General features: G+C 68.6%; 17 protein-coding genes. 5 read left to right on the forward strand and 12 right to left on the reverse strand.

The window, feature by feature from the left end; all coding sequences use genetic code 11:
* The first annotated feature begins 10 nt into the window (after positions 1 to 10).
* Complete coding sequence (locus tag IB230_RS02735; RefSeq protein ID WP_192268486.1) at positions 11 to 1096, forward strand: tetratricopeptide repeat protein; 1086 nt, start codon at positions 11 to 13, stop codon at positions 1094 to 1096.
* A 10-nt stretch (positions 1097 to 1106) separates the two neighbouring features.
* Here the strand turns inward: IB230_RS02735 and IB230_RS02740 are convergent, their stop codons facing one another.
* From IB230_RS02740 to IB230_RS02750, 3 genes are all read right to left on the reverse strand, one after another.
* Positions 1107 to 3581, reverse strand: a complete 2475-nt coding sequence (locus IB230_RS02740) for a prolyl oligopeptidase family serine peptidase (protein ID WP_192268488.1) — start codon at positions 3579 to 3581, stop codon at positions 1107 to 1109.
* A gap of 70 nt (positions 3582 to 3651) precedes the next feature.
* Entirely contained in the window at positions 3652 to 4242 is a 591-nt protein-coding gene (thpR, locus tag IB230_RS02745) for an RNA 2',3'-cyclic phosphodiesterase (RefSeq protein ID WP_192268490.1), read from the reverse strand.
* 118 nt (positions 4243 to 4360) lie between these two features.
* Positions 4361 to 6484 carry a M13-type metalloendopeptidase gene (locus tag IB230_RS02750; RefSeq protein WP_225589149.1) on the reverse strand — a complete coding sequence of 708 codons (2124 nt, stop codon included), beginning with the start codon at positions 6482 to 6484 and terminating at the stop codon, positions 4361 to 4363.
* A gap of 201 nt (positions 6485 to 6685) precedes the next feature.
* Between IB230_RS02750 and IB230_RS02755 the strand changes: the two genes are divergently transcribed.
* On the forward strand, positions 6686 to 8761 hold the full coding sequence (locus IB230_RS02755) for a bifunctional diguanylate cyclase/phosphodiesterase (protein WP_192268494.1): 2076 nt from the start codon (positions 6686 to 6688) through the stop codon (positions 8759 to 8761).
* A 21-nt stretch (positions 8762 to 8782) separates the two neighbouring features.
* On the opposite strand, the gene IB230_RS02760 is transcribed toward IB230_RS02755, so the two are convergent.
* Together IB230_RS02760 and IB230_RS02765 are read right to left on the reverse strand one after the other, a co-directional pair.
* A complete protein-coding gene (locus IB230_RS02760; RefSeq protein WP_225589151.1) occupies positions 8783 to 9373 on the reverse strand; it encodes a DUF6151 family protein in 591 nt (196 codons plus the stop codon).
* A 105-nt stretch (positions 9374 to 9478) separates the two neighbouring features.
* Positions 9479 to 10312 (reverse strand): HDOD domain-containing protein, encoded by an 834-nt coding sequence (locus tag IB230_RS02765; RefSeq protein ID WP_192268498.1) that lies wholly within the window; start codon positions 10310 to 10312, stop codon positions 9479 to 9481.
* A 311-nt stretch (positions 10313 to 10623) separates the two neighbouring features.
* Here IB230_RS02765 and IB230_RS02770 point away from each other — a divergent pair, with 311 nt between their 5' ends.
* Entirely contained in the window at positions 10624 to 11079 is a 456-nt protein-coding gene (locus IB230_RS02770) for a PA2169 family four-helix-bundle protein (RefSeq protein WP_192268499.1), read from the forward strand.
* A gap of 94 nt (positions 11080 to 11173) precedes the next feature.
* On the opposite strand, the gene ligD is transcribed toward IB230_RS02770, so the two are convergent.
* From ligD to IB230_RS02795, 5 genes are all read right to left on the reverse strand, one after another.
* Positions 11174 to 13702 (reverse strand): DNA ligase D, encoded by a 2529-nt coding sequence (gene ligD, locus IB230_RS02775; RefSeq protein ID WP_192268501.1) that lies wholly within the window; start codon positions 13700 to 13702, stop codon positions 11174 to 11176.
* Between the two features lie 69 nt (positions 13703 to 13771).
* Positions 13772 to 14401 carry a GIY-YIG nuclease family protein gene (locus IB230_RS02780; protein WP_192268503.1) on the reverse strand — a complete coding sequence of 210 codons (630 nt, stop codon included), beginning with the start codon at positions 14399 to 14401 and terminating at the stop codon, positions 13772 to 13774.
* A gap of 3 nt (positions 14402 to 14404) precedes the next feature.
* Positions 14405 to 15325: a Ku protein gene (locus tag IB230_RS02785; protein WP_192268505.1), complete on the reverse strand. Its 921-nt coding sequence runs from the start codon at positions 15323 to 15325 to the stop codon at positions 14405 to 14407.
* 81 nt (positions 15326 to 15406) lie between these two features.
* Positions 15407 to 15673 carry a DksA/TraR family C4-type zinc finger protein gene (locus IB230_RS02790; RefSeq protein WP_192268507.1) on the reverse strand — a complete coding sequence of 89 codons (267 nt, stop codon included), beginning with the start codon at positions 15671 to 15673 and terminating at the stop codon, positions 15407 to 15409.
* 96 nt (positions 15674 to 15769) lie between these two features.
* Positions 15770 to 16696, reverse strand: coding sequence for a M14 family metallocarboxypeptidase (locus IB230_RS02795; RefSeq protein ID WP_192268509.1), 927 nt, complete (start codon positions 16694 to 16696; stop codon positions 15770 to 15772).
* A gap of 122 nt (positions 16697 to 16818) precedes the next feature.
* Between IB230_RS02795 and IB230_RS02800 the strand changes: the two genes are divergently transcribed.
* Together IB230_RS02800 and IB230_RS02805 are read left to right on the forward strand one after the other, a co-directional pair.
* On the forward strand, positions 16819 to 17661 hold the full coding sequence (locus IB230_RS02800; RefSeq protein WP_192268510.1) for an MnmC family methyltransferase: 843 nt from the start codon (positions 16819 to 16821) through the stop codon (positions 17659 to 17661).
* An 82-nt stretch (positions 17662 to 17743) separates the two neighbouring features.
* Entirely contained in the window at positions 17744 to 18349 is a 606-nt protein-coding gene (locus IB230_RS02805; protein WP_192268512.1) for a DUF1579 domain-containing protein, read from the forward strand.
* A gap of 8 nt (positions 18350 to 18357) precedes the next feature.
* On the opposite strand, the gene IB230_RS02810 is transcribed toward IB230_RS02805, so the two are convergent.
* Together IB230_RS02810 and IB230_RS02815 are read right to left on the reverse strand one after the other, a co-directional pair.
* Positions 18358 to 19335 (reverse strand): AraC family transcriptional regulator, encoded by a 978-nt coding sequence (locus IB230_RS02810; RefSeq protein ID WP_192268514.1) that lies wholly within the window; start codon positions 19333 to 19335, stop codon positions 18358 to 18360.
* Position 19336: 1 nt separating this feature from the next.
* Positions 19337 to 19882 carry an OsmC family protein gene (locus IB230_RS02815; RefSeq protein ID WP_192268516.1) on the reverse strand — a complete coding sequence of 182 codons (546 nt, stop codon included), beginning with the start codon at positions 19880 to 19882 and terminating at the stop codon, positions 19337 to 19339.
* Positions 19883 to 19997: the final 115 nt, after the last annotated feature.

Genomic DNA, 19997 nt, shown 5'->3' on the forward strand with positions numbered 1-19997 from the left:
GGGCCGCCCCATGATCGCCACCCTGTTGGCCGCCACGCTGGCCGTGGCCGGACTGGCGCCCCCGCCCGTCGCGCCCTCCGTTCCCGCCGCCCAACCGCCCACCCCGGCCGAGATCATGGCCCTGCCCGACCCGCTGCGGCAGCAGTTCCGCGCCAGGGTCCTGTCGACGCCGCGCGGTTCCGAGCAACGCCTGCGGCGGATGGTCGAGTTTCTGTTCTCGCCCGACGACCTGGGCATGAGCTACGACATCGACGCCAACCACACGGTGTCCGAGGCCTACGCCACCCGCAAGGCGAACTGCCTCAGCTTCACCCTGCTGGCCATCGCGCTCGCGCGCGAAGCCGGCCTGCAGGCCTATGGCCAGCAAATCGACGAGACCCTGGCCTGGCGGCAGGAACAGGACACGCTCTACCGCACCCACCACGTCAATGCCGGCGTGCACATCCAGCGCCGCCAGCTGACCGTCGACGTCGCCTGGGACCAGGTGATCGCGCGCAAGCCACCGCGCCAGATCAGCGACGCGCGCCTGCTGGTCCACTACTACAACAACCGCGCCGCCGACCTGCTGGAAGCCGGCCGGCTGGACGACGCCCTGCGCTACGCCAGCGTGGCCAAGACGCTGGATCCCGCCTACGCCGTGACGTGGAGCAACACCGGCGTCCTGCACCTGCGCCATGGCGACCCGGTGCAGGCCGAACAGCATTACTTGCATGCGCTGCAGCTGAACCCGCAGGACCCCGGCGCCCTGTCCAACCTGGCCGCGCATTACCAGCGCACCGGCAACACCGCCGCCGCCGCACGCCTGCAGGCCCGCCTGGAGCGCGTGCAGGCCCTGGATCCGTTCCACCATTTCATGCAGGGCGTCCGGCACGAGCGCGAAGGCTATTTCGAACGGGCCGTCCGCGACTACCGGCAGGCGATCAAGCTGTTCCCGGACGAACACCGCTTCCATTTCGGCCTGGCGCGCGTGTACTTCCAGATGGGCGACAACCGCCGGGCAGGCAAGGCGCTGGCGCGTGCCGAACGTCTCGCCGAAGGCGACAACCGCAAGCTCTACCACGCCAAGCTGGACGCCCTGCGCCGCCTCTCACGCTGAGCGCCTTCGCTCAGGGCGCCGCCGCCGACCTCGCCGGCGCATCCGTCGCGCCCAAGTGCTTCTGCAGGAAGCCGGCCACGGCCGTCCAGGATTTCTCCTCGTTCTCCTGCGAGTCGAAGCCGTGACCTTCCTTCTCGAACACCAAGCCGACGGCGGGATGTCCGCCCAGGCGCAGCATGCGCGCGAGCCGGCGACTGTGTTCGTAGTCCACCCGCTCGTCTTCCAGGCCATGGATCAACATCACCGGCGTGCGGATGCGCGCGTACTGGTAAAGCGGCGAGGTCTCCTGCATCCGCGCCAGGTCGGTGTGCGGATTGCCGATGGTCTTCTCCATGTGCTCGCGCGTCTTGGCGCGCCTGGCCGAATCGCTGGCGGTGAAGAACAGCACGCGATCGCTGACGCCTGAAATCGACACCGCGCACCGGAAGCGGTCGGGCCATCGCACCGCGGCGACCAGCGAGGAGTAACCACCGTAGCTGGCGCCCACCATGCACATGCGCGCCGGATCGAGGGGATAGCGCGCCAGGGCGTGCTGGAGCGCGGCCTCGATGTCGTCCTCGATCACCGTGCCGTGGCCGCGGTAACCGCCCTCGCGGAACGCTTTTCCGTACCCCTCCGAGCCGCGGAAATTGACCTGCAGTACTGCGTAGCCCAATGACGCGATGAACTGCACGTCGCGGTCGAAATGCAGGCTGTCGGCCACGCCGATCGGCCCGCCGTGGGGCATCACCACCAGGGGACGCTTGCCCGGCCCCGCCGGCAGCGTCAGGAAGGCATCGATCTTCGTGCCGTCGGCGTGCTTGACCTGCAGGACTTCCGCCGGGGCGAAGCGCAGCTCGGCGAGCGACGGCGCGAAGTCGTCGATCAGCGACACCTGGCCACCGGCCGCATCCAGGTGGAACAGCTGCGGCGGATGGTCCGGGCCATCGACACTGAGCACCACATGGCGGCCGTCGCGGTTTCGGTCGAGTACCTGCACCAGCCTGCCCGGGAAGGCCTTCTGCAGCAGGCCTTCCATGTGCACGTCATCCGACTGGAAGTAGTGGCTGACGATCCTGCCGCTTTCGTAGTACTGCACGCCGATGGGCACACGCCGGGCGTCGAACAGCACCCTGCGCACATCCTGGCCCGGCCGCGTGAACAGCGTCCGCGTCACTGCCTTCTTCGCCAGGTCGTACTCGACCAGGTCGCGCTGGCCGCGATCCTTTTCGGTGAAGCCGTAGACCACGGCGGCATCGTGCGACAGCGCGACGGGATCGAAGTCCATGTCCTCGTTCAGCGCAAGGACCTGCCGGTACTCGCCTTCTTCCTTGCGCAGCAACACGTAACCATCGTCCTTGCGGGCCATCACCAACCGCAGCCGGCCGAACCCGTCCGTGAACCAGCCCACGTCATCCGTCAAACCCTGGTTGACGCGATCGCGATAGATGAACCGGAACGCATCCACCGACTGCTGGCTCCCGATCGGAAGCCGGTGCACCATCGGCTCGCCCTGGTTGGAGTAGCTGGCGAACAGGATGTGGGCCGGGTCGGCGGGCAATGGATCCACGATCACGCCATCGCGCGGCAGCTTGATCTGCGTGTAGCGACGGTTGCCGGCATCGTCCCGGTCGACGCGCACCACCGTGACCATCTGCAGTCCTCTCGGCTTGTCGATGGTCAGCAGCAGCAGATCGTCGCTGGCCCATTCCATCCGGTCGAACGCCAGTGCGCTTTTTGCGAGCCTCGACACCTTGCCCGCCTTCAGATCGACGAGATCCACGCCCCAGTCGTCCTTGCCTTCGTGCACATGCAGCGCCAGCAGCGTGCCGGTGGGGTTGATGCTGGCTTCCAGGATGCGGTCCCGCTTGAACAGCGTGGCCACCGGCAGCGGCAATGCGGATGGCGCCGGCGGTTCGCCGAGGTCGGCAGTGGTGTCCTGCGTCCCGGTCGCCTGCACCGCCTTGTAGAAGGCCGGGAACGGATCCGGATAGCGTCCGGTGAACTCGAACGGGTAAGCCGCGTAGATCGCGGCATGCTCCTCCCGCAGCCAGTCGATCGCGGCCAACGCGCGATTGGCCATGGCAAACTGCGCGCGCCAGACCGAGGTGGGCCGGAACAGCAGGTCACCCGGGTAGGTGATCCGCCCGGCCTCGACCTTGAAACGGAAATCCTCGTCGTCGGCCAGCTTGTAGCTGTAGCCGTGGATCATCTGCAGTTCGCGCCAGCCGTAGGCACCGGCGGGCACCGCGTACAGGCGGAAGCTGCGACCGGCCTTCAGCTGGCGCATCGCGCCCGAGCCGAAGATCTTGCCGTCGCGGTTCATGCGTACGGAGTACACCGGCACCGGCGTATCCACCGCCATCAGCACCAGCCCCTCGCCCGCCTTCAACGCCGGCGCACTGCCGGGCTCGACCTCGCGCATGCTGGCCTGCGCGGCGAACGCGGACAGGCCCAGCAGGAAAACCAGCATCGCGACACCGCGACGCCATACCGGACGCTCCATCACCCCTCCCCTGTCTGTCCTCACGCGATCCCCATCGCGCCGCCATGTTAGCGCCTCGACGCGCGCCACATCAGCCCAGCGGCCACTCGCCCAGCTTGTCGTAGTCGGCCTCGCCCTCGATGCTCTGCAGCAGGTGGACGGCCTGCGGGTGCAGGACCATCGGCGCCACGTCGACCGGCGCGGTGCGCGGCGGCACGTAGGCCAGCGTCAGGTGCGGAACGAAGCTGCGTCCCACGTGCTGCTTGAAGCCGGCCCGCAACAGGCGCTGCTGCAGATTGCGCCAGAAAGCGACGACGGCAGGCGACGGCGCCAGCGCAGCCAGCGTCAATGCCGGGTTTTTCGGATTGCCCAGGCACAGCAGGTGGTCGAGGGTGATGCCGACCGGTTCCAGCTGCCAGTCCTGCATCGCATCGCGCGCCGTGCGCACCATGTCCTCGCGCGGGCCATCGCTCTCGCCGAGGAAATGCAGCGTCAGGTGGTAGCGCTCGGGATGCACCCAGCGCGCCTGCGGGAAGGCGGCCTTGAGGTCTTCCGCGCGATGCCGCAGGCCTTCGCGCTCGCCCGCCGAGGGCACCAGCGCGAAGAACAGCCGGTGCAGCCGGCCCGGCTGCGGGCCGCCGAACAGGTCGCCTTGCGAGGTGGGAGCGGAACGGGAGGACATGGCGCGGGGGCGTGGAACAACCCCCGCATCATCGGTGTGACGCCGTCACCATGCAACCCTGCGGCGTTCGCCTCGCCCGGCAGGCGCGCATGCACGCCTGCCGGTGGAGGTCAGCGGATCACCAGATCCGCACGCGATCCTGCGGGGCGATGTACAGCGGATCGCCCTGCTTGATGCCGAACGCGTCGTACCACGCATCGATGTTGCGCAGCGGTGCGAACGCGCGGATGTGCCCCGGCGAGTGCGTGCCGTTGACCAGTTGCTGGCGCAGCGCATCATCGCGCCACAGCGTGCGCCAGATCTGGCCCCAGCCCATGAAGAAGCGCTGGTCGCCGGTGAAGCCATCGATCACCGGCGCGGGCTTGCCGCCCAGCGAACGGTGGTAGGCCTCCAGGGCGATGGTCAGGCCGCCGAGGTCGCCGATGTTCTCGCCCATCGCCACGCGCCCGTTGATGTGCATGCCGGGCAACGGCGCAAAGGTGTAGGCCTCGTACTGCGCACCGAGCTTGGCGGCCTGCACTTCGAACTTGGCCGCGTCGTCGGCCGTCCACCAGTCGCGCAGCACACCCTTGCCGTCGGACTTGCGCCCCTGGTCGTCGAAACCGTGGATGATCTCGTGGCCGATCACGCCGCCGATGCCGCCGTAGTTCACCGCAGGATCGGCATCGGGATCGAAGAACGGCGGCTGCAGGATGGCGGCCGGGAACACGATCTCGTTCTTCACCGAGTTGTAGTACGCGTTGACCGTCTGCGGGGTCATGCCCCACTCGCCCTTGTCCACCGGCTGGCCGATGCGCGCGCGGCGGTAGTCCCACTCGAACTGGCCGGCACGCTGCGCGTTGCCGAACAGGTCGCCGTTCTTGACCACCAGGGCGCTGTAGTCGCGGTACTTGTCGGGATGGCCGATCTTCAGGCCGAACCCGGCCAGCTTGGCGTGCGCCTCGGCCTTGGTGGCCGGACTCATCCACGCCAGCGTGTCCAGGCGCGCGCCCATCGCCGCCTTCACGTTGGCGACCAGCGCATCCATCTTCGCTTTCGCGTCAGGCGGGAAATACAGCGTGACGTAGTCGCGGCCGATCGCCTCGCCCATCGCCGATTCCGCGAAGGACACGCCGCGCTTCCAGCGCTCGCGCTGCTGCGGCTGGCCGGACAGGAACTTGTCGCGGAATTCATACTGCGCGACCGAGAAGTCCTTCGACAGCAGCGGCGCCGCATTGTCGGCGGCATGGAACGCCTGCCAGGCCTGCAGCGTGGCCACGTCCGCTTCACCGAAGATCGCGGCGATCTTCGGGATGGCGGAATCCTGGCGGATCACCACGCGGCCCGCGCCATCGACGCCCGCGGCCTTGAAGAACGAGGCCCAGGGGAAGCCAGGCGAGGTCGTCGCGAACGCCGTCATTTCCAGCGGGTTATAGGTCTTGTCGCGGTTGCGGCTTTCAGCACGCGTCCAGTGCGCGTCCGCGATGCGGGTCTCCAGCGCCAGGATCGCCTTCGCGTTCTCCTGCGGCTTGGCCCAGCCTGCCAACTGCAGCATCTGCGCGATGTAGGCCTCGTAACGCTCGCGCTGCGGCTTGAAGTTGTCGCGCAGGTACATCTCGCGATCGCCCAGGCCCAGGCCGCCCTGGCTCAGGTACAGCGTGTAGCGGTCGGGGTCCTTCTGATCGTCACTGACACCCAGATTGAAGAAACTGTCGAAGAAGCCGCCGCGCTGACCCATCAGGCGCGCCACGGCGTCCTTGTCCTTCGCTGCGCGGATCTCGGCCAGGACCGGCTGCAGCGGCTTGGCGCCCAGCGCATCGATGGCCTGCTCGTCCATGAAGCCGCGGTACAGCGCGGCGATCTTGGCCGGGTCGCCCCCGGTGGCCGGATCGCCCAGCGCGTAGCCTTCGACCAGCACGCGCAGGCGCGCCTCGGACAGGTCGCGCAGGATGGCGAAACCGCCGTAACTGGAGCGATCGGCCGGAATCGGCGTGGTATCGGCCCAGGTGCCGCTGACATAGCGGAAGAAATCGGTGCCGGGCTTGGCCTGGCGGTCCATGCCGGCGGTATCCAGGCCCCAACTGCCGAAGCGCTTGGCGGCGATCGTCGTTCCGGCCGCCGCGGCCCCACCGGCGTCGGGTTCGGCGAACAGCGACTGCAGCGTGCAGCCGTCATCCAGGCAGCCATGGTCTTCGTGGGCCGCCAGCGGGGCGGCAGCGGCGAGGGCCAGCAGCGTGGCGGCGGACAGCAGGGTCTTCTTCAACAGGGTTCTCCGGCAGCGGGACAGGCGCGCATCGCGCGCGGGCGTGCTGGAAGGATATCGGCGGGGTTCCGCCGCCGACTGTGCCAAAGGTGCTGGAACGACCGATCCGCTGCGTCCGCCGGGCTCCAGCCGCTCAAGAAGCCGGATGCAGCGCCGATAGTAATGACCGATACGCTCATGCCCTGGGCAACGAACCATCCCATGACCGGCACCTACAACGAGATCCTCGTCCTCTTCTCCCTGCTGGTTGCCATCCTCGCGTCGTACACCGCTCTCGACATGGCCGGCCGCGTCGCCACCACCCAGGGCGTCGCCGCCCGCTGGTGGCTCGCCGGGGGCGCATTCGCGATGGGTCTCGGTGTGTGGTCGATGCACTTCGTCGGCATGCTCGCCTTCGACCTGCCGATCCCGCTGGGCTACGACATCACCCTGACGTTCTGCTCGATGCTGGCGGCCGTCGGCTCGTCGGCGTTCGCCCTGTGGCTGGTCTCGCAGGCGCAGCTGCCGTTCCGGCGCCTGCTGCTGGGCGCGGTGCTGATGGGCATCGGCATCGCGCTGATGCACTACATCGGCATGGCGGCACTGCAGATGCAACCGGGCATCGATTACCACCCCGGCTGGTTCACCCTGTCCATCGTGATCGCCGTGGTCGCCTCCGGGGCCGCGCTGTGGATCGCCTTCCACCTGCGTCGCGGCGGGCGCCGCAAGCACCTGCTGCGGGTGCTGGCCGCGGTGGTGATGGGCTTCGCGATCGTCGGCATGCACTACACCGGCATGGCGGCGGCCGAGTTCCCTGCCGACAGCTGGTGCGGCGCCGCGCGTGACGGTGGCGTACCCACGCAGTGGCTGGCGAACCTGGTGGTCGTGGCGACCGTCTCCATCATGGGCATCGCGCTGCTCGTGTCGGTATTGGACCGGCAGATGCATGCGCGCACGCACCACCTGGCGAACTCGCTGGCGCGCGCCAACGAGGAACTGGTGCAGGCGGCGCTGCACGACCCGCTCACGCGCCTGCCCAACCGCATCCTGCTGCAGGACCGCATCGAGCAGGCGATCGAGAAAGCCAAGCGCAAGCATGAACAGTTCGCCGTCATGTTCCTCGACCTGGACGGCTTCAAGGGCATCAACGACGCCTACGGCCACCAGGCCGGCGATGCGCTGCTCGCGGACGTGGCCGCCCGCGTGCGCGGCCTGCTGCGCAGCCAGGACACCCTCGCACGCCTTGGCGGCGACGAGTTCGTGCTGATCATCGCCACCACCGACCCCGAAGGCGCCGCCATGGTGGCCCAGCGCATCATCGATACCGTCGCGACGACGGCGCTGCCGGTGCAGGGCGTCGACCTGCATGTCACCGGCAGCATCGGCATCGCACTGTACCCGTCCGACGGCGACAGCGAGCGCGAGCTGATGGCGCATGCCGACGCCGCGATGTACCACACCAAGGACAACGGCCGGAACGGGTACACCTTCTTTGCGCCGTCGATGAACATCAGTGCCCACCAGCAGGTCAAGCTGCTGAACGAGCTGCGCCGCGCCGTCGAGCGCGACGAACTGGTCCTCCACTACCAGCCGAAGTTCGCCGCGCCGGACTACCGCATGGTGGGCGCCGAGGCCTTGCTGCGCTGGCAGCATCCGGAGCTGGGACTGCTCTCGCCGGGTGCTTTCATTCCCGCAGCGGAGCGCAGCGGCCTGATCCTCGCGCTGGGCGACTGGGTACTCGACGAGGCCTGCCGCCAGATGCGCGCCTGGCGCGAAGCCGGCCACGTGATCGACAACGTGGCGATCAATCTGTCGCCCCTCCAGTTCTCGTCGCCCTCGCTGGTCGAAACCGTCGCCAACGCGCTGGCCCGGCACGGCGTGCCGGCCGACAGCCTGACGCTGGAGATCACCGAAACCACGGCGATGCGCGACGCGGATGCCAGCCTGGGCATCCTCGACGAACTGACGCGGATGGGCGTGAAGATATCCATCGACGATTTCGGCACCGGCTACTCGAGCCTGCTGTACCTGAAGCGCCTGCCGGCGGACGAACTGAAGATCGACCGCGCCTTCGTGCACGAACTGGAAACCAATGCCGACGACGTGGCCATCGTGGCATCGATCATCGCGCTGGGGAAAACGCTGAACCTGCGCGTGGTGGCGGAAGGCGTCGAAACGCCGGGACAACGCCAGCACCTGCGGCGCCTCGGCTGCGACCTCTACCAGGGGTACCTGATGGGCGAGCCCGTGGAAGCCGACCTGCTGTTCACCGCGCGCGTCGACCGCCAGTTCGCCTGACGCTATACGCGCGCGCGACGCTCAGGCAGGTTCCGGGCGCGCGGACCTGCGCTCCTGCGCACTGAGCGGATGCGCGGTCCTATGCGGTTGCCCGTTCATGTCGAAGAACAGCGACGGCGTCTGCCTGCGCAGTTTCGCCATCGTGATGCCGGCGGCGATCCGCAGCCCCCCGCCCACCAGGGCGAACGGCGTCGGCTGCACGCGGTCCATGGCGGAGCCTGCATTCAGGACGATCCGGTCGCGCGGACCGAAGGCCGCGTCCCGTTCCACCGCATCGGGCAGGCATGCGGCCACGATGCCGACGTAGGCCGTCCTGCCGTCCCGCGGTGTATTGCCCAACGGCGTGCGGCAACAGCCCGCGTACCAGCGCAGCAGGCCGCCTTCGCGCAGGCACAGGCCCGCGATGTGCTCTTCGCCCGAGGTGAACGTCACCGCATCGGGATTCATCGCGATGATGTCGGTCCCGCCCCGCGCATCCATCACGCCAGGCTGGCCGAGATGGCGTGCATACGCCTGGCAGTCGTGGCAGTAGCACGTGGCGCGTGCGTACGCGCGGCGCGCATTCACCGTGCCCCGCACCTTTCCGCATCGGCAACGCAATTCGAGTGTCATGGACACACCTCGTCGTTGGACTTTGCCTGATCGAGGGATACCGCATGCGAGATAAGGATCGCGTCAAGCGCGCGTGCGTTGCCTGACTGGTGGGAAAACGAACCGTCAGGCTGCCACGTCGGACGCTGGCGGAAGTTCCATCGCCCTGCTGGCCTCAGGTGCCGCCCGCGAGAGCGCGCGCGCCAGCCCACTGGCCGCTGCGATATCGCCGACATCCTGCTCATGCAATGCCAGCATGACGCGCTCCGACAGCCCCCACGCGCCCGCGACCGCACGCCCCAGACTGGGCGACCAGCGATGCAACAGCTCGGCCAGTGCATCGACGGCGGGCAATGCGCCCGCGTTCCGGTCGACGGCATCCCGGAGCGCCTGCACGACCACGATCGCGCCCAGCCCCTGCAACAACGCCAGCAGCTGCGCAGCAAAGACGTCCTCGCGACCGCCTGCGCGCGCGGCGTCGGCGGCGATCAGCGCGGTGCGCTGCGTGTGGTCCCAGATCAGGTCCGGCAGGCGCCCGAAAACGCCGCCGTCCATCTTCATCACCGGCTGCATCAGCGCGACGGCGACCAGATGCCGCAGGCCGTCGACACCGACCATCGCCACCGCACGATCCAGGCTTTCCACGGGCGCCGCATGGCTGCGATAGAGCGCGCTGTTCGCCAGTTTCAGCAGGTTGGCCGCCAGTGCGGGATCGCGGGCGATGATGCCCGCGATGTCCCGGCTCGACGCTTCTTCGTCGTTGAGGGTGCTGAGCAGGTGCGGCAGCAGCTGCGGTCGTCGCGGCAGGCGCTGCGGATCTTCGGCGAAGCGTGCCAGCGCACGCGCAGCAGCGGCAATGACGGGCTCCCCCTCCTCCGGCGACTGCAGCGCTGCGGCATCCACCCCGGCGAGGCGCAGCAGCGGTCCGGCCCAGTCGCGCGGTGGCGCGTCGTGCGACAACTATGTGGCGACGATGTCCGCCCGCTCCGTCACGCCACGCACGCGCGGTGACGCGGCCTGCGCACGCCGGCCCCTCGACCACCACTCCGTCACTCTCGCAAGCAGCGGCACGCGCACCGGCCCTTTTCGCATGTTCGATCTCATGCCATCGGCCGCGTAACGGAAATCTTTAGCGATCTTTACGGCGGCTTCGCACGCTCGCGATGTTCATGAATCGTGGTGCCGCGAGGTCACGCGATGTTGATCCCCGGTGCGCCACGGTGGAGCTCCGGAAGGCGGCTCGCCCTCCCCCCTGCCAAAGAGGAGTTCCCATGAATACGCAGAAGAAGATCCAGCACAGCCTCAACGATCTGATCGAGATCGCGCGCGACGGCCACAGCTTCTACACCGAGGCCGCGGGCAAGGTGAAGGATGCGGAACTCGCATCGCTGTTCACGCGCATCGCCGGCGTCAAGCAGGACATCGTGGCGCGCCTGAGCGCCACCGTCGCGGCGACCGGCGGCACGCCCGCCGAGCACGGCACGATGGTCGGCAGCATGCAGCAGTTCTACGGCAAGGTCCGCGCGGCCCTGGGCGACACCACGTACGGCTACGTCGCCGAGCTCGAGGAATCCGAGGACCGCCTGCTCAAGGCCTTCAACGAAACCATCAGCGACGACGACACCCCGGCCGCCGCGCGTGCGGAAGCGCAGGCTCTGCTGCCCAGCGTGCGCGAATGCCACAACGTGATGCGCGATCGCAAGCAGGTATTGAAGCGCGCCAGCTGAGCCAGTTGGCATGCGCTACAGAAACGAAGCCCCGCTCTGGCGGGGCTTCTTGCTGGCGACGCATGGCCTGCCTGTTCGCGGCAGCCAGGAAACCTCAGCGGGATTTCGCCCGTTTGCGCGCGCCCTGGGTCAGCCTCGCCGCGACCGCTGCGAGATCCTGCTTCCCGCGCATGTAGTCGCCCCACGGATGTTCGCCGATGCGCGCCATGCGGCGCGGCGCGGAGGCCAGCGTGTAGGCATCGCCTCCCTTGATGCGTCCCAGCTCTTCCCAGCGCAGGGGCATCGCCACCGGGGCACCGTCGCGTGCCCGCAGCGAGAACGAGGCCACGCTCGTCGCACCGCGTCCGTTGCGCAGGTAGTCGATGAAAATGCGACCCTTGCGGAACTTCTTCGTCGCGGTCGCGACATACGCCAACGGCTCGGCGGCCGCCATCGACTCGGCGAAGGCATGTGCGAAATCCTTCGCCTGCGTCCACGGACATGCGGGCTTCAACGGCACCACCACGTGCAGGCCCTTGCCGCCGGACGTACGCACGTAAGACGTCAATCCCAGCCCGCGCAGGCGCTTGCGGACCAGCCGTGCCGCGTCCACCACGCGTGCCCATGCCACGTCCGGGCCGGGATCGAGGTCGAAGACGATGCGGTCAGCCCGGTCGGGCGTCTCCGCCCGGGCGCCCCACGGATGGAACTCGAGCGCATTGAACTGCGCGAGTTCCAGCAGGCCGGTCTCATCGCGCACCACCAGATAGTCCGCGCGTGCGCCGCCCTCTTCCTCCAGCGGCACCACGTCCATCTGCTCCATGCCCGGCGTATGGTGTTTCTGGAAGAAACACGGCCGCCCCGCGCCCTGTGGGCAGCGAACGATGGACAGGGGGCGGCCTTCGATCTCGGGCAGCAGCCAGCGCGCCATCGCGTGGTAATAGTCGAAGACCTGTTGCTTGGTGATGCCGCTGTCGGGGAAGACGACACGCTCGGGATGCGTCAGTTCCACGCCGTCGGGGGCCTTTGAAGCACGGCGTGAGTCAGGCATGGCGGATACGCTCCGTGGAGGCAATGGATCGCGCAGGTCGGCCGCGCGCTTGTCGCGACGGATCGTCTTCAGCGAAGGCTGCCGCAACAGGCCCTGGTTGCCCAGGCCATGGTGGAAGACCTCCGCCACCAGCGTGGGCGCAACCCATCGGGCACGGCGCAGTTCCGGATCGTCGATCTCCACGCGTGCGGTGGGGGTGCTGCGGGCACGCGGCGCCAACTGTGCCGCCAGCGTCCCCAGCAGCTCGCGGCTGAAACCGGTGCCCACGCGGCCCGCGTAACGCCAGCCACGTGCACCCTCTGGCGCCGCCAGCAACAGCGCACCCAGGCCGCTGCGGCTGCCCTTCGGCGCGGTGTAACCGACGACCGCGAATTCGTCGGAAGCGCGCTGTTTGATCTTACGCCAGGCATCGCCGCGACCGGCGTGATACGGCGCATCGGCACGCTTGCTGATGATGCCCTCCAGTCCGCGCTCCAGTGCCAGCGCCAGCGCTTCGTCGCCGCGCCCGACGATATGCGAGCTGTACACCAGCCGGTCGGGCGGCGACTTCAGGATTTCGGCCAGCAGCGCCTTGCGCTGGTACTGCGGGCTGCGGGCCAGGTCCACGCCATCGACCTGCAGGATGTCGAACAGCACGTACGACAGCGCCGCCTGCTTCTCGCCGGACAGGGTGGCCTGCAGCAGGCCGAAGTCCTCCTGCCGTCCGCCCCCTGCCACCAGTTCGCCATCGAGCACCGCATCATCCAAGGCGAGCGCTTCGAGGGCCGCGACGATCTCGGGCGCCTTCGCGGTCCATTCGATCTCATTGCGCGACCACAGCCTGGCCCTGCCCTTCGCGATCTGGGCGATCAGTCGATACCCGTCCCACTTGGCCTCATGCAGCCATGTATCGCCCTGGGGAACGTGTTCCTGCAGTTTCGCGAGCTGCGGCGTGCGGAAGCCGGGACGGTGGCGGGTCGCGCGCGCGCCATCCAGCCGCGCCGCACGCCGCGCCCAACGCTCGGTCCCGGGCGAGGCGACGACGGCACGCTGGCGTACCTTGCGCAACGGTGGCGCGGACTTCCCGCCCACGGGCGTCACGTCCTGCAGCAGGTCGTCGGCCTCCTGCGTGCCGGCGAAATCGTCGCGCTCCTTGAACAGCAGCCACTGCGGTTGGCGCGCCTGCCTGTGCGTCCGGACCAGATGCCAGCCGCCCTTGAGCTTGTCGCCGAACATGCGGAAGCGCAGATGGCCCTTGGCGAGTTGCGCTTCGGCATCGCCGTCGGTCGTCCACAGGCCACGGTCGAAGGTAGCGACGTGGCCACCGCCGTACTGCCCCTTCGGAATGTCGCCCTCGAAGTCGGCATAGTCGATCGGGTGGTCCTCGACCTCGGCAGCCAGCCGCTTCACGTCCGGGTCGAAACTGGGGCCCTTGGGCACGGCCCAGCTCTTCAGCGTGTCGCCGACCTGCAGGCGGAAATCGTAGTGGCGGTGGCTGGCGTGATGCAGCTGGACCACGAAGATGGGTCGTTTGCCGCGCACGCGGCGCCCATCCGACGCCGGTTCCGGCGTGCGGTCGAAACGACGCTTGCGGCGGTATTCCTGCAGGCTCATCGGCATCCTCGACTACGCCTGTTATGCCGCGCGCGCCGTCAACGGCACGTGCAAGAACGGACACGTCCTTCAGCGCGGCGCCAGCGTATTGCGCATCAACCAGGCCTGCAGCGCCGGAGATACGGCATCGTCCAGCGGCACCCCGACCACCGCATAAGCGTCCAGTGCATCCCGCAAGGCGGCCAGCGGCAGCCACGCCGTGGCGGAGGGCCACGCCTCGGGCGTGCCATAGCGCGCGATCGCCGCCTGTTCACCGGCGTCCAGCCCGTCGCGCCCGGCCCGAAGGCGTTGCGCGACCCAATCGCGCAGCGGCGCGTGCACGACGAACCCTTGCAGGACCAGGTCATCGCGTACACCCTCCAGCACCGTCAGCGCGCCACGGAACCATTCGGTATGCCCGGCCGCCTTCGCCGGCACCTGCAACGGCGGCGGCGCGAGATGCTCGCGCAGCACGCGCTTCCAGCGGGTTTCCCAACTGCGCGCCTCGCGCACGCTGCCGGCCTCGGCCAGCCAACCGCGGTCGAGGTCGAAGAATTCGTACCAGCGCGGCGAGAACGCCCGCATGCGCGCCAGGGGATCGGTGGCGATGCCCAGCTTGGCGTGGTCTTCGTAGGCGCAGGGCAGCACGTACAGGCATGCGCGTCCGCTGGCCCCGGTGCCGACGCCGTCCACCGGCACGATGCGGCGCCCGCCCGCCATGGATCAGCGCGAGGCCGCCTTGCGTGCGCGCTTGGCGGGCGCCTTCTTCGCGGTCTTGGCGGCCTTCTTTGCTGCCTTCCTGGCGGGCGCTTTCTTCGCCGCCGCCTTCTTGGCCGGCGTACGCTTCTTGCTGTCCAGGCTCTTCTGCAGCAGCGCCATGAAGTCCACCACGTTGGTGGCGGTGTCCTCGCGCTCGGCCGCCTCTTCGTCCACGATCTTCGTGGTGGCGCCCCGGGCCTTGATGCGCTTCTTGATGATCGCCTCCAGGCGCTTGCGGAACTCGTCCTGGTAATCGTCGGGCTTCCACGTCGCCGACATCGAGCCGATCAGCGTCTCGGCCATCTCGCGCTCCTTGGCGGTGATGCGGTAGTCGCTCGCCTTGCCGCCAGGCAGCTTGTACTCCTCCGGGTCCACCAGTTCCTGCGGATAGCGCAGCATCATCAGCACCAGCGCATCGCCCTCCGGCACCACCGCGCACAGGTACTCGCGCGTGCGGATCACCACCCGCGCCACGCCCACCTTGCCGGTGCGTTCCAGCGTGTCGCGCAACAGCACGTAGCCCTTCTCCGCCTTCTTGCCCGGCACCAGGATGTAAGGCTTCTCGAAGAAGCGCAGGCCGATCGCATCGCGGTCGACGAACGCCTCCACGTCCACCGATTCATGAGTCTGCGGCGCGGCCGAGGCGATGTCCTCCTTCTCGACGACCACGTAGCTGCCCTTGTCGTACTCGAAGGCCTTGACGATGTCCTTCCATGGCACTTCCTCGCCGGTGTCGGCGTTGACGCGCTCGAAGCGGATGGGCTTCCTGTCGCGGGAGTCGAGCATGCGGAAGCTGATGTCCACCTTGCGCTCGCCGGACATCAGCGAGACGGGGACGTTGAGGAGGCCGAACGACAGCGTGCCGGTCCAGATGGGGCGAGCCATGGCGTGCCTGCGGGGACGGAGGGGCAGCCATCGTGTGCAGCCAGGACGGAAACGGATGTGAAGGCATCCGCAGCACGCGGATCAGCGCAGCTGGCTGTCCTTGCTGCCGCGCCGGTTGTACAGGCCGGCGCCCTGCTCTTCCTGGTCGGCCGCTTCCTGGCAGTCCACGCACAGGCGCACGCCCGGCACGGCCTTCCGGCGCGCCACCGGAATCGGTTTATCGCATTCCTCGCAGTGCGTCAGGCTTGGCCCCTTGGGCAACGCGCGGCGTGCGCGCTCGATGCCGTCCTTGACGGTCGCATCGATCTGGTCCTGCACGGCGCCATCGCCGGCCCATCCGGTTGCCATGGTGGTCTCCTCGCGGATCGCGGTTGCCGGGACAGCTTACGCCGCCGCCGGCAACGGGTTACTCACGAACAGGAATGGGGCCGATGCGGCCCCGCTTCAACCGTGCGCCAGCGCGTAGTCGATCGCCGCCACCACCGCCGCCACCTGTGCGTCGTTGCACTGCTGCGGGGTGGCCTTGGGACTGTCCGGGTAGACCTCGGTGATGGTGGTGTAGCGCGCCTCGGTGATGCCGGTGCACAGACCCAGCGACGTCACCGGGTACTCGATCACGCCTTCGGCGACGACCGGCGAACCGATGATCTCCCCCTGCGCATCGGCCGGCGCGATATGCGTCACCGCAGCGACGGCGGCGATCACCGCCCGCTGGAAATCCGGCTGCCGACGCTCGCTGTCGTCCACCAGGTAGAAGCCGTCCGGAATCTCGCCGGGCTCGTACGGCTTGCCGTCGCGCGCCGCCAGCGCGGGACGGAACTCGCTCTCGTCGCTGTCGGTGGTCTCGTGCAGGTCGATGTGCATCAGCACACGGTCCTTCAGCGGCGCGACCAGCGCGATCAACGCCGCGGATTCCTGTGCGGGGCTGTCGGCACGGAACGAGCGGTTCGGGTCCAGCGCATCGGCGTTCCAGCGGTGGATGCGTTCATAACCCCACGGGCTGACGCACGGCGCGACCAGCAGATTGGCCTTGCCCGCGTAGTCGCCGGCGCGTTGTTCGAGGAACTGCAGGGCGCCGTGCACGCCGCTGGTCTCGTAGCCGTGCACACCGCCGGTCACCAGCATCGTGGGCAGCGCCTCGTCCCAGCCGCGACTGCGCACGGCGAACAGCGGATAGGTCTCGCCGGGGCCGTAATCGAGGGTGCCGTATGGTTGTACGTCGAAACGCTCACGCAGCGCGTCGATCGCGACGACGACATCGTCCACGTACCGGCGGCGCACGCGCTGCTGCGCGCGCCACTGCGCCTTTTCCGCCGCGCTCCAGGGCTGGCCCGGGGTGCCGATGGGATGGAAGCGGTCGAACGTGGTCATGGCAATCGCGGCAGCAGAACAAGGGGTCCGCACTATACCAGTGGGGTCCACAGCGCCCACTGGACTGTCTTCTGCGCACCAACGCGGCGAAAATGCCGGGACATTCCCTGCACGAACGCCCGATGCCCCGCTACACCGGTCCCCTGCTCACCCGCGATACCGCCACTGCCCTGCTCGCCGCCCGCGAGCGCGGGGAGGAACGCTGGACGGGCTCGCTCGATCTCGGCCGTTCGCAGGGCGACGCACGCCTGGAAGCCGACCGCTGGGACTGGGGCGGCGTCGCCTATCCGTATCCCGGCAAGCTCAAGGACCGCACGCTGTACTGGTGGGACGGCGAGGACTTCGAACCGGTATCGCGCTACCAGGGTTCGCTGATCAAGCTGGTGCCGACCGAATGGGGCGTACCCACCTTCGAGATCGACGGCATCAAGATGCTGCCGACCTCGAAGGAATCCCCGCTCGACGACGCGAAGCGCAAGGTCGCGCTGGTCGAGCCGCGCGGCAAGACCGTGCTGGATACCTGCGGCGGGCTGGGCTACTTCGCCGCCTGCTGTCTCGATGCCGGTGCCGCCCGCATCGTGTCGTTCGAGAAGAACGCCGACGTGCTGTGGCTACGCACGGTGAATCCCTGGTCGCCGGATCCGGACAGCGCCGACGCCGGCGGCCGGCTGCAGCTCATCCATGCCGACGTGTCGCAGGCGATCGCAGGGATACCGACGGCATCCGTCGACGCGCTGCTGCACGACCCGCCGCGCTTCGGCATCGCCGGCGAGCTGTACTCGCAGGCGTTCTACGACCAGCTCGCACGCGTCCTCCGCCGGGGCGGCACCCTGTTCCACTACACCGGCAGCCCCAACAAGCTGACCACCGGACGCGACGTGCCCGGCGAGGTAGCCAAACGTCTGGAGAAGGCCGGTTTCAAGGCGCAACGGGCGCTGGATGGCGTGGTGGCCGTGCGCCGCTGACCGCGTAGAGGCCGCCTTCACGCCACCTGAGCGCGGACGGGCGCACAACGTCGCCACCGACACCCTGGGAAGGAGGCGTTCCATGCACCGCACGACCCTGTTGTCCGTTGTTGTTTCGGTAGGACTGCTGGCGGCCTCGGCCGCTTGCGCACAGGACAAGAAAGCCCCGGCGATGACGCCCGAGATGCAGGCGCAGATGGAGGCCTACCAGAAGGCCGGTACGCCCGGCATCGAACACGGCAAGCTGGCCGCGATGGCGGGCAACTACGATCTGACGGTGAAGAGCTGGTATGCACCCGGTGCGCCGCCGAGCAGCGATCCCGGCACGGCGACGCGTCGCATGATCCTGGGCAACCGCGTGCTGGTGGAGGAAGTGACCTCGTCGATGATGGGCCAGCCATTCACCGGCCAGGGCCTGCACGGCTTCGACAACGTCACCGGCAAGTACTGGGCGACCTGGAACGACAGCATGAGCACCGGCGTCATGCTCAGCGAGGGCACCTGCGACGCGCAGCTGGCCTGTACCTACACCGGCGCGCACCACGATCCGGTGACGAAGAAGCCGCAGACCAGCCGCATGACCAGCCGCTGGACCGACAAGAGCACCGAGGTGTTCGAGATGTACGGTCCCGGCCCGGACGGCAAGGAGGTCAAGATGATGGAGATCACCTACAAGAAGCGGCCATAGACCCGCCTCTAGGCGTGCGCGGCCTGTCCCGTATCGGCCAGGCTGCGTCGCCATGCCGCGGGCGGCTGGCCGTATTCGCGCCGGAACGCGCGACTGAACGAGGTGTCGTTCTGGTAGCCGACTTCTTCGGCCACACGCGACAGCGGGGCATTGCTGCGACGAAGCAGGTTGGCCGCCATCACCATCCGCCACTGCGTGAGGTACTGCATGGGCGAGGTGCCGACCAGCTGCTGGAAGCGTTCGGCGAGCACCGAGCGCGACGTACCTGCCGCGCGTGCGAGGTCCGCCAGCGTCCAGTCGTGCGCAGGACGCGCGTGCATCGCATTGAGTGCGCCACCGACGACGCGGTCGCCCAGTCCGGCCAGCCAGCCGGCATGGCCCTCGCTCTGCTGGACGTGCTGGCGCAGCATCTCGATGAACAGCAGTTCGGCCAGCTTCGCGAGCAGGCCGTTGCCGCCCGGCCGAGGCGACGTCGATTCGGCCAACGCATAGCGCACCGACGACTCCAGCCAAGGACCGGCATGCGTGTCGCGCAGGTTCACGCGCACGACCGGTGGCAAGCCATCCAGCAACAGGCGCGCGAGTCGCGTATCGCAGGCCAGGTAGCCGCAGACGATGCGGGTCGGGGCGCCACCGCCGCCGTAGGCCAGCTTTCGTGGCCGGCTGGAGAACAGCTTCTTCAGGTTGGCGGCGGTGCGCGGCGGGGGCAGGCCCGGTGCGGACGCCATGCGGTGCGCGCAGCCGTTCGGAAACATCACCACATCGCCTGCGCGTACCGCGACCGGCGCGGCGCCTTCCATTTCGATCAGGCATTCGCCTTCGGTGATCAGATGGAAGATCACGACCTGTTCGGCTGACGGATCCAGCCACGGCGCGGCCAGCGCCGCCTTCGGCGACTGGTAGCACCAGGGCGCGCTGAAGCGCGCGTTGACGAAGAACGCCCCGGACATCTGCACCACACGCAGGATCTCCGACAGCGCGTCCATCTCAGGCCGTCCCTGCTTCGTCGACACTGACGGCCACCGTCATCGTCGGCTGGCCGGCGATCGCACCCTGCATCGGCGAACGGCGCAGGGCTTCTTGCACCAGCGCATGCAGGCGACCGGACGGCACGCCGGCCGCGGCCACGTTGACCTGCACCTGCACCGACACCGGCCCTGCCTGTACGGCGCCACCTTCGACATCGCGCATGCCCAGCAATCCGCGCGTGTCGGTGCGACTGCCGACCTCGACGTCGAGCCGATCGAGGACGATGTCCTGCTCGGCGGCCACCATCGCGATCGCGGTCGTTGCGCAGGCGGCGATGCCCGCGCGGAAATACCAACCCGGCGATGGGAGTTCGCCGCCGCCGCCGAGTTCGGCCGGCATGTCGGTACCGATCTGCAGGCCCGACGCGTGCGTAGCGGTGACGCACATGCCGCCCTTCCAGCACGCGCGGGCGCTGACATCGTCGTGCAGGCCCTTGTCGGGTCGGCGGGTGAAGACGGCAACGGCGCGCTGCAGGGCCGCGTTGATGTCGTGGTGCGTGTTCATGGCGGGAGGTTGATTCACGGTCTGCGGTACAGAGGCGGATTCTGCTCCCGATAACGCCACCCGCCGCCTGCCGAGGCCAGCCGTCGGACGCACGGCAAGGAATCCAGGCCGCCGG

Source organism: Pseudoxanthomonas sp. PXM01, from assembly GCF_014851815.1.
GTDB lineage: Bacteria > Pseudomonadota > Gammaproteobacteria > Xanthomonadales > Xanthomonadaceae > Pseudoxanthomonas_A.

What these genes read in the sequence shown, in the direction of transcription:
- IB230_RS02790 (WP_192268507.1), bottom strand. Translation starts at nt 15,673, where the DNA reads ATGGCAACCGGATGGGCCGGCGATGGCGCCGTGCAGGACCAGATCGAT.
- IB230_RS02805 (WP_192268512.1), top strand. Translation starts at nt 17,744, where the DNA reads ATGCACCGCACGACCCTGTTGTCCGTTGTTGTTTCGGTAGGACTGCTG.
- IB230_RS02800 (WP_192268510.1), top strand. Translation starts at nt 16,819, where the DNA reads ATGCCCCGCTACACCGGTCCCCTGCTCACCCGCGATACCGCCACTGCC.
- IB230_RS02760 (WP_225589151.1), bottom strand. Translation starts at nt 9,373, where the DNA reads ATGACACTCGAATTGCGTTGCCGATGCGGAAAGGTGCGGGGCACGGTG.
- IB230_RS02780 (WP_192268503.1), bottom strand. Translation starts at nt 14,401, where the DNA reads ATGGCGGGCGGGCGCCGCATCGTGCCGGTGGACGGCGTCGGCACCGGG.
- IB230_RS02815 (WP_192268516.1), bottom strand. Translation starts at nt 19,882, where the DNA reads ATGAACACGCACCACGACATCAACGCGGCCCTGCAGCGCGCCGTTGCC.
- IB230_RS02810 (WP_192268514.1), bottom strand. Translation starts at nt 19,335, where the DNA reads ATGGACGCGCTGTCGGAGATCCTGCGTGTGGTGCAGATGTCCGGGGCG.
- IB230_RS02735 (WP_192268486.1), top strand. Translation starts at nt 11, where the DNA reads ATGATCGCCACCCTGTTGGCCGCCACGCTGGCCGTGGCCGGACTGGCG.
- IB230_RS02785 (WP_192268505.1), bottom strand. Translation starts at nt 15,325, where the DNA reads ATGGCTCGCCCCATCTGGACCGGCACGCTGTCGTTCGGCCTCCTCAAC.
- IB230_RS02770 (WP_192268499.1), top strand. Translation starts at nt 10,624, where the DNA reads ATGAATACGCAGAAGAAGATCCAGCACAGCCTCAACGATCTGATCGAG.
- IB230_RS02740 (WP_192268488.1), bottom strand. Translation starts at nt 3,581, where the DNA reads ATGGAGCGTCCGGTATGGCGTCGCGGTGTCGCGATGCTGGTTTTCCTG.
- thpR (WP_192268490.1), bottom strand. Translation starts at nt 4,242, where the DNA reads ATGTCCTCCCGTTCCGCTCCCACCTCGCAAGGCGACCTGTTCGGCGGC.
- IB230_RS02795 (WP_192268509.1), bottom strand. Translation starts at nt 16,696, where the DNA reads ATGACCACGTTCGACCGCTTCCATCCCATCGGCACCCCGGGCCAGCCC.
- IB230_RS02755 (WP_192268494.1), top strand. Translation starts at nt 6,686, where the DNA reads ATGACCGGCACCTACAACGAGATCCTCGTCCTCTTCTCCCTGCTGGTT.
- ligD (WP_192268501.1), bottom strand. Translation starts at nt 13,702, where the DNA reads ATGAGCCTGCAGGAATACCGCCGCAAGCGTCGTTTCGACCGCACGCCG.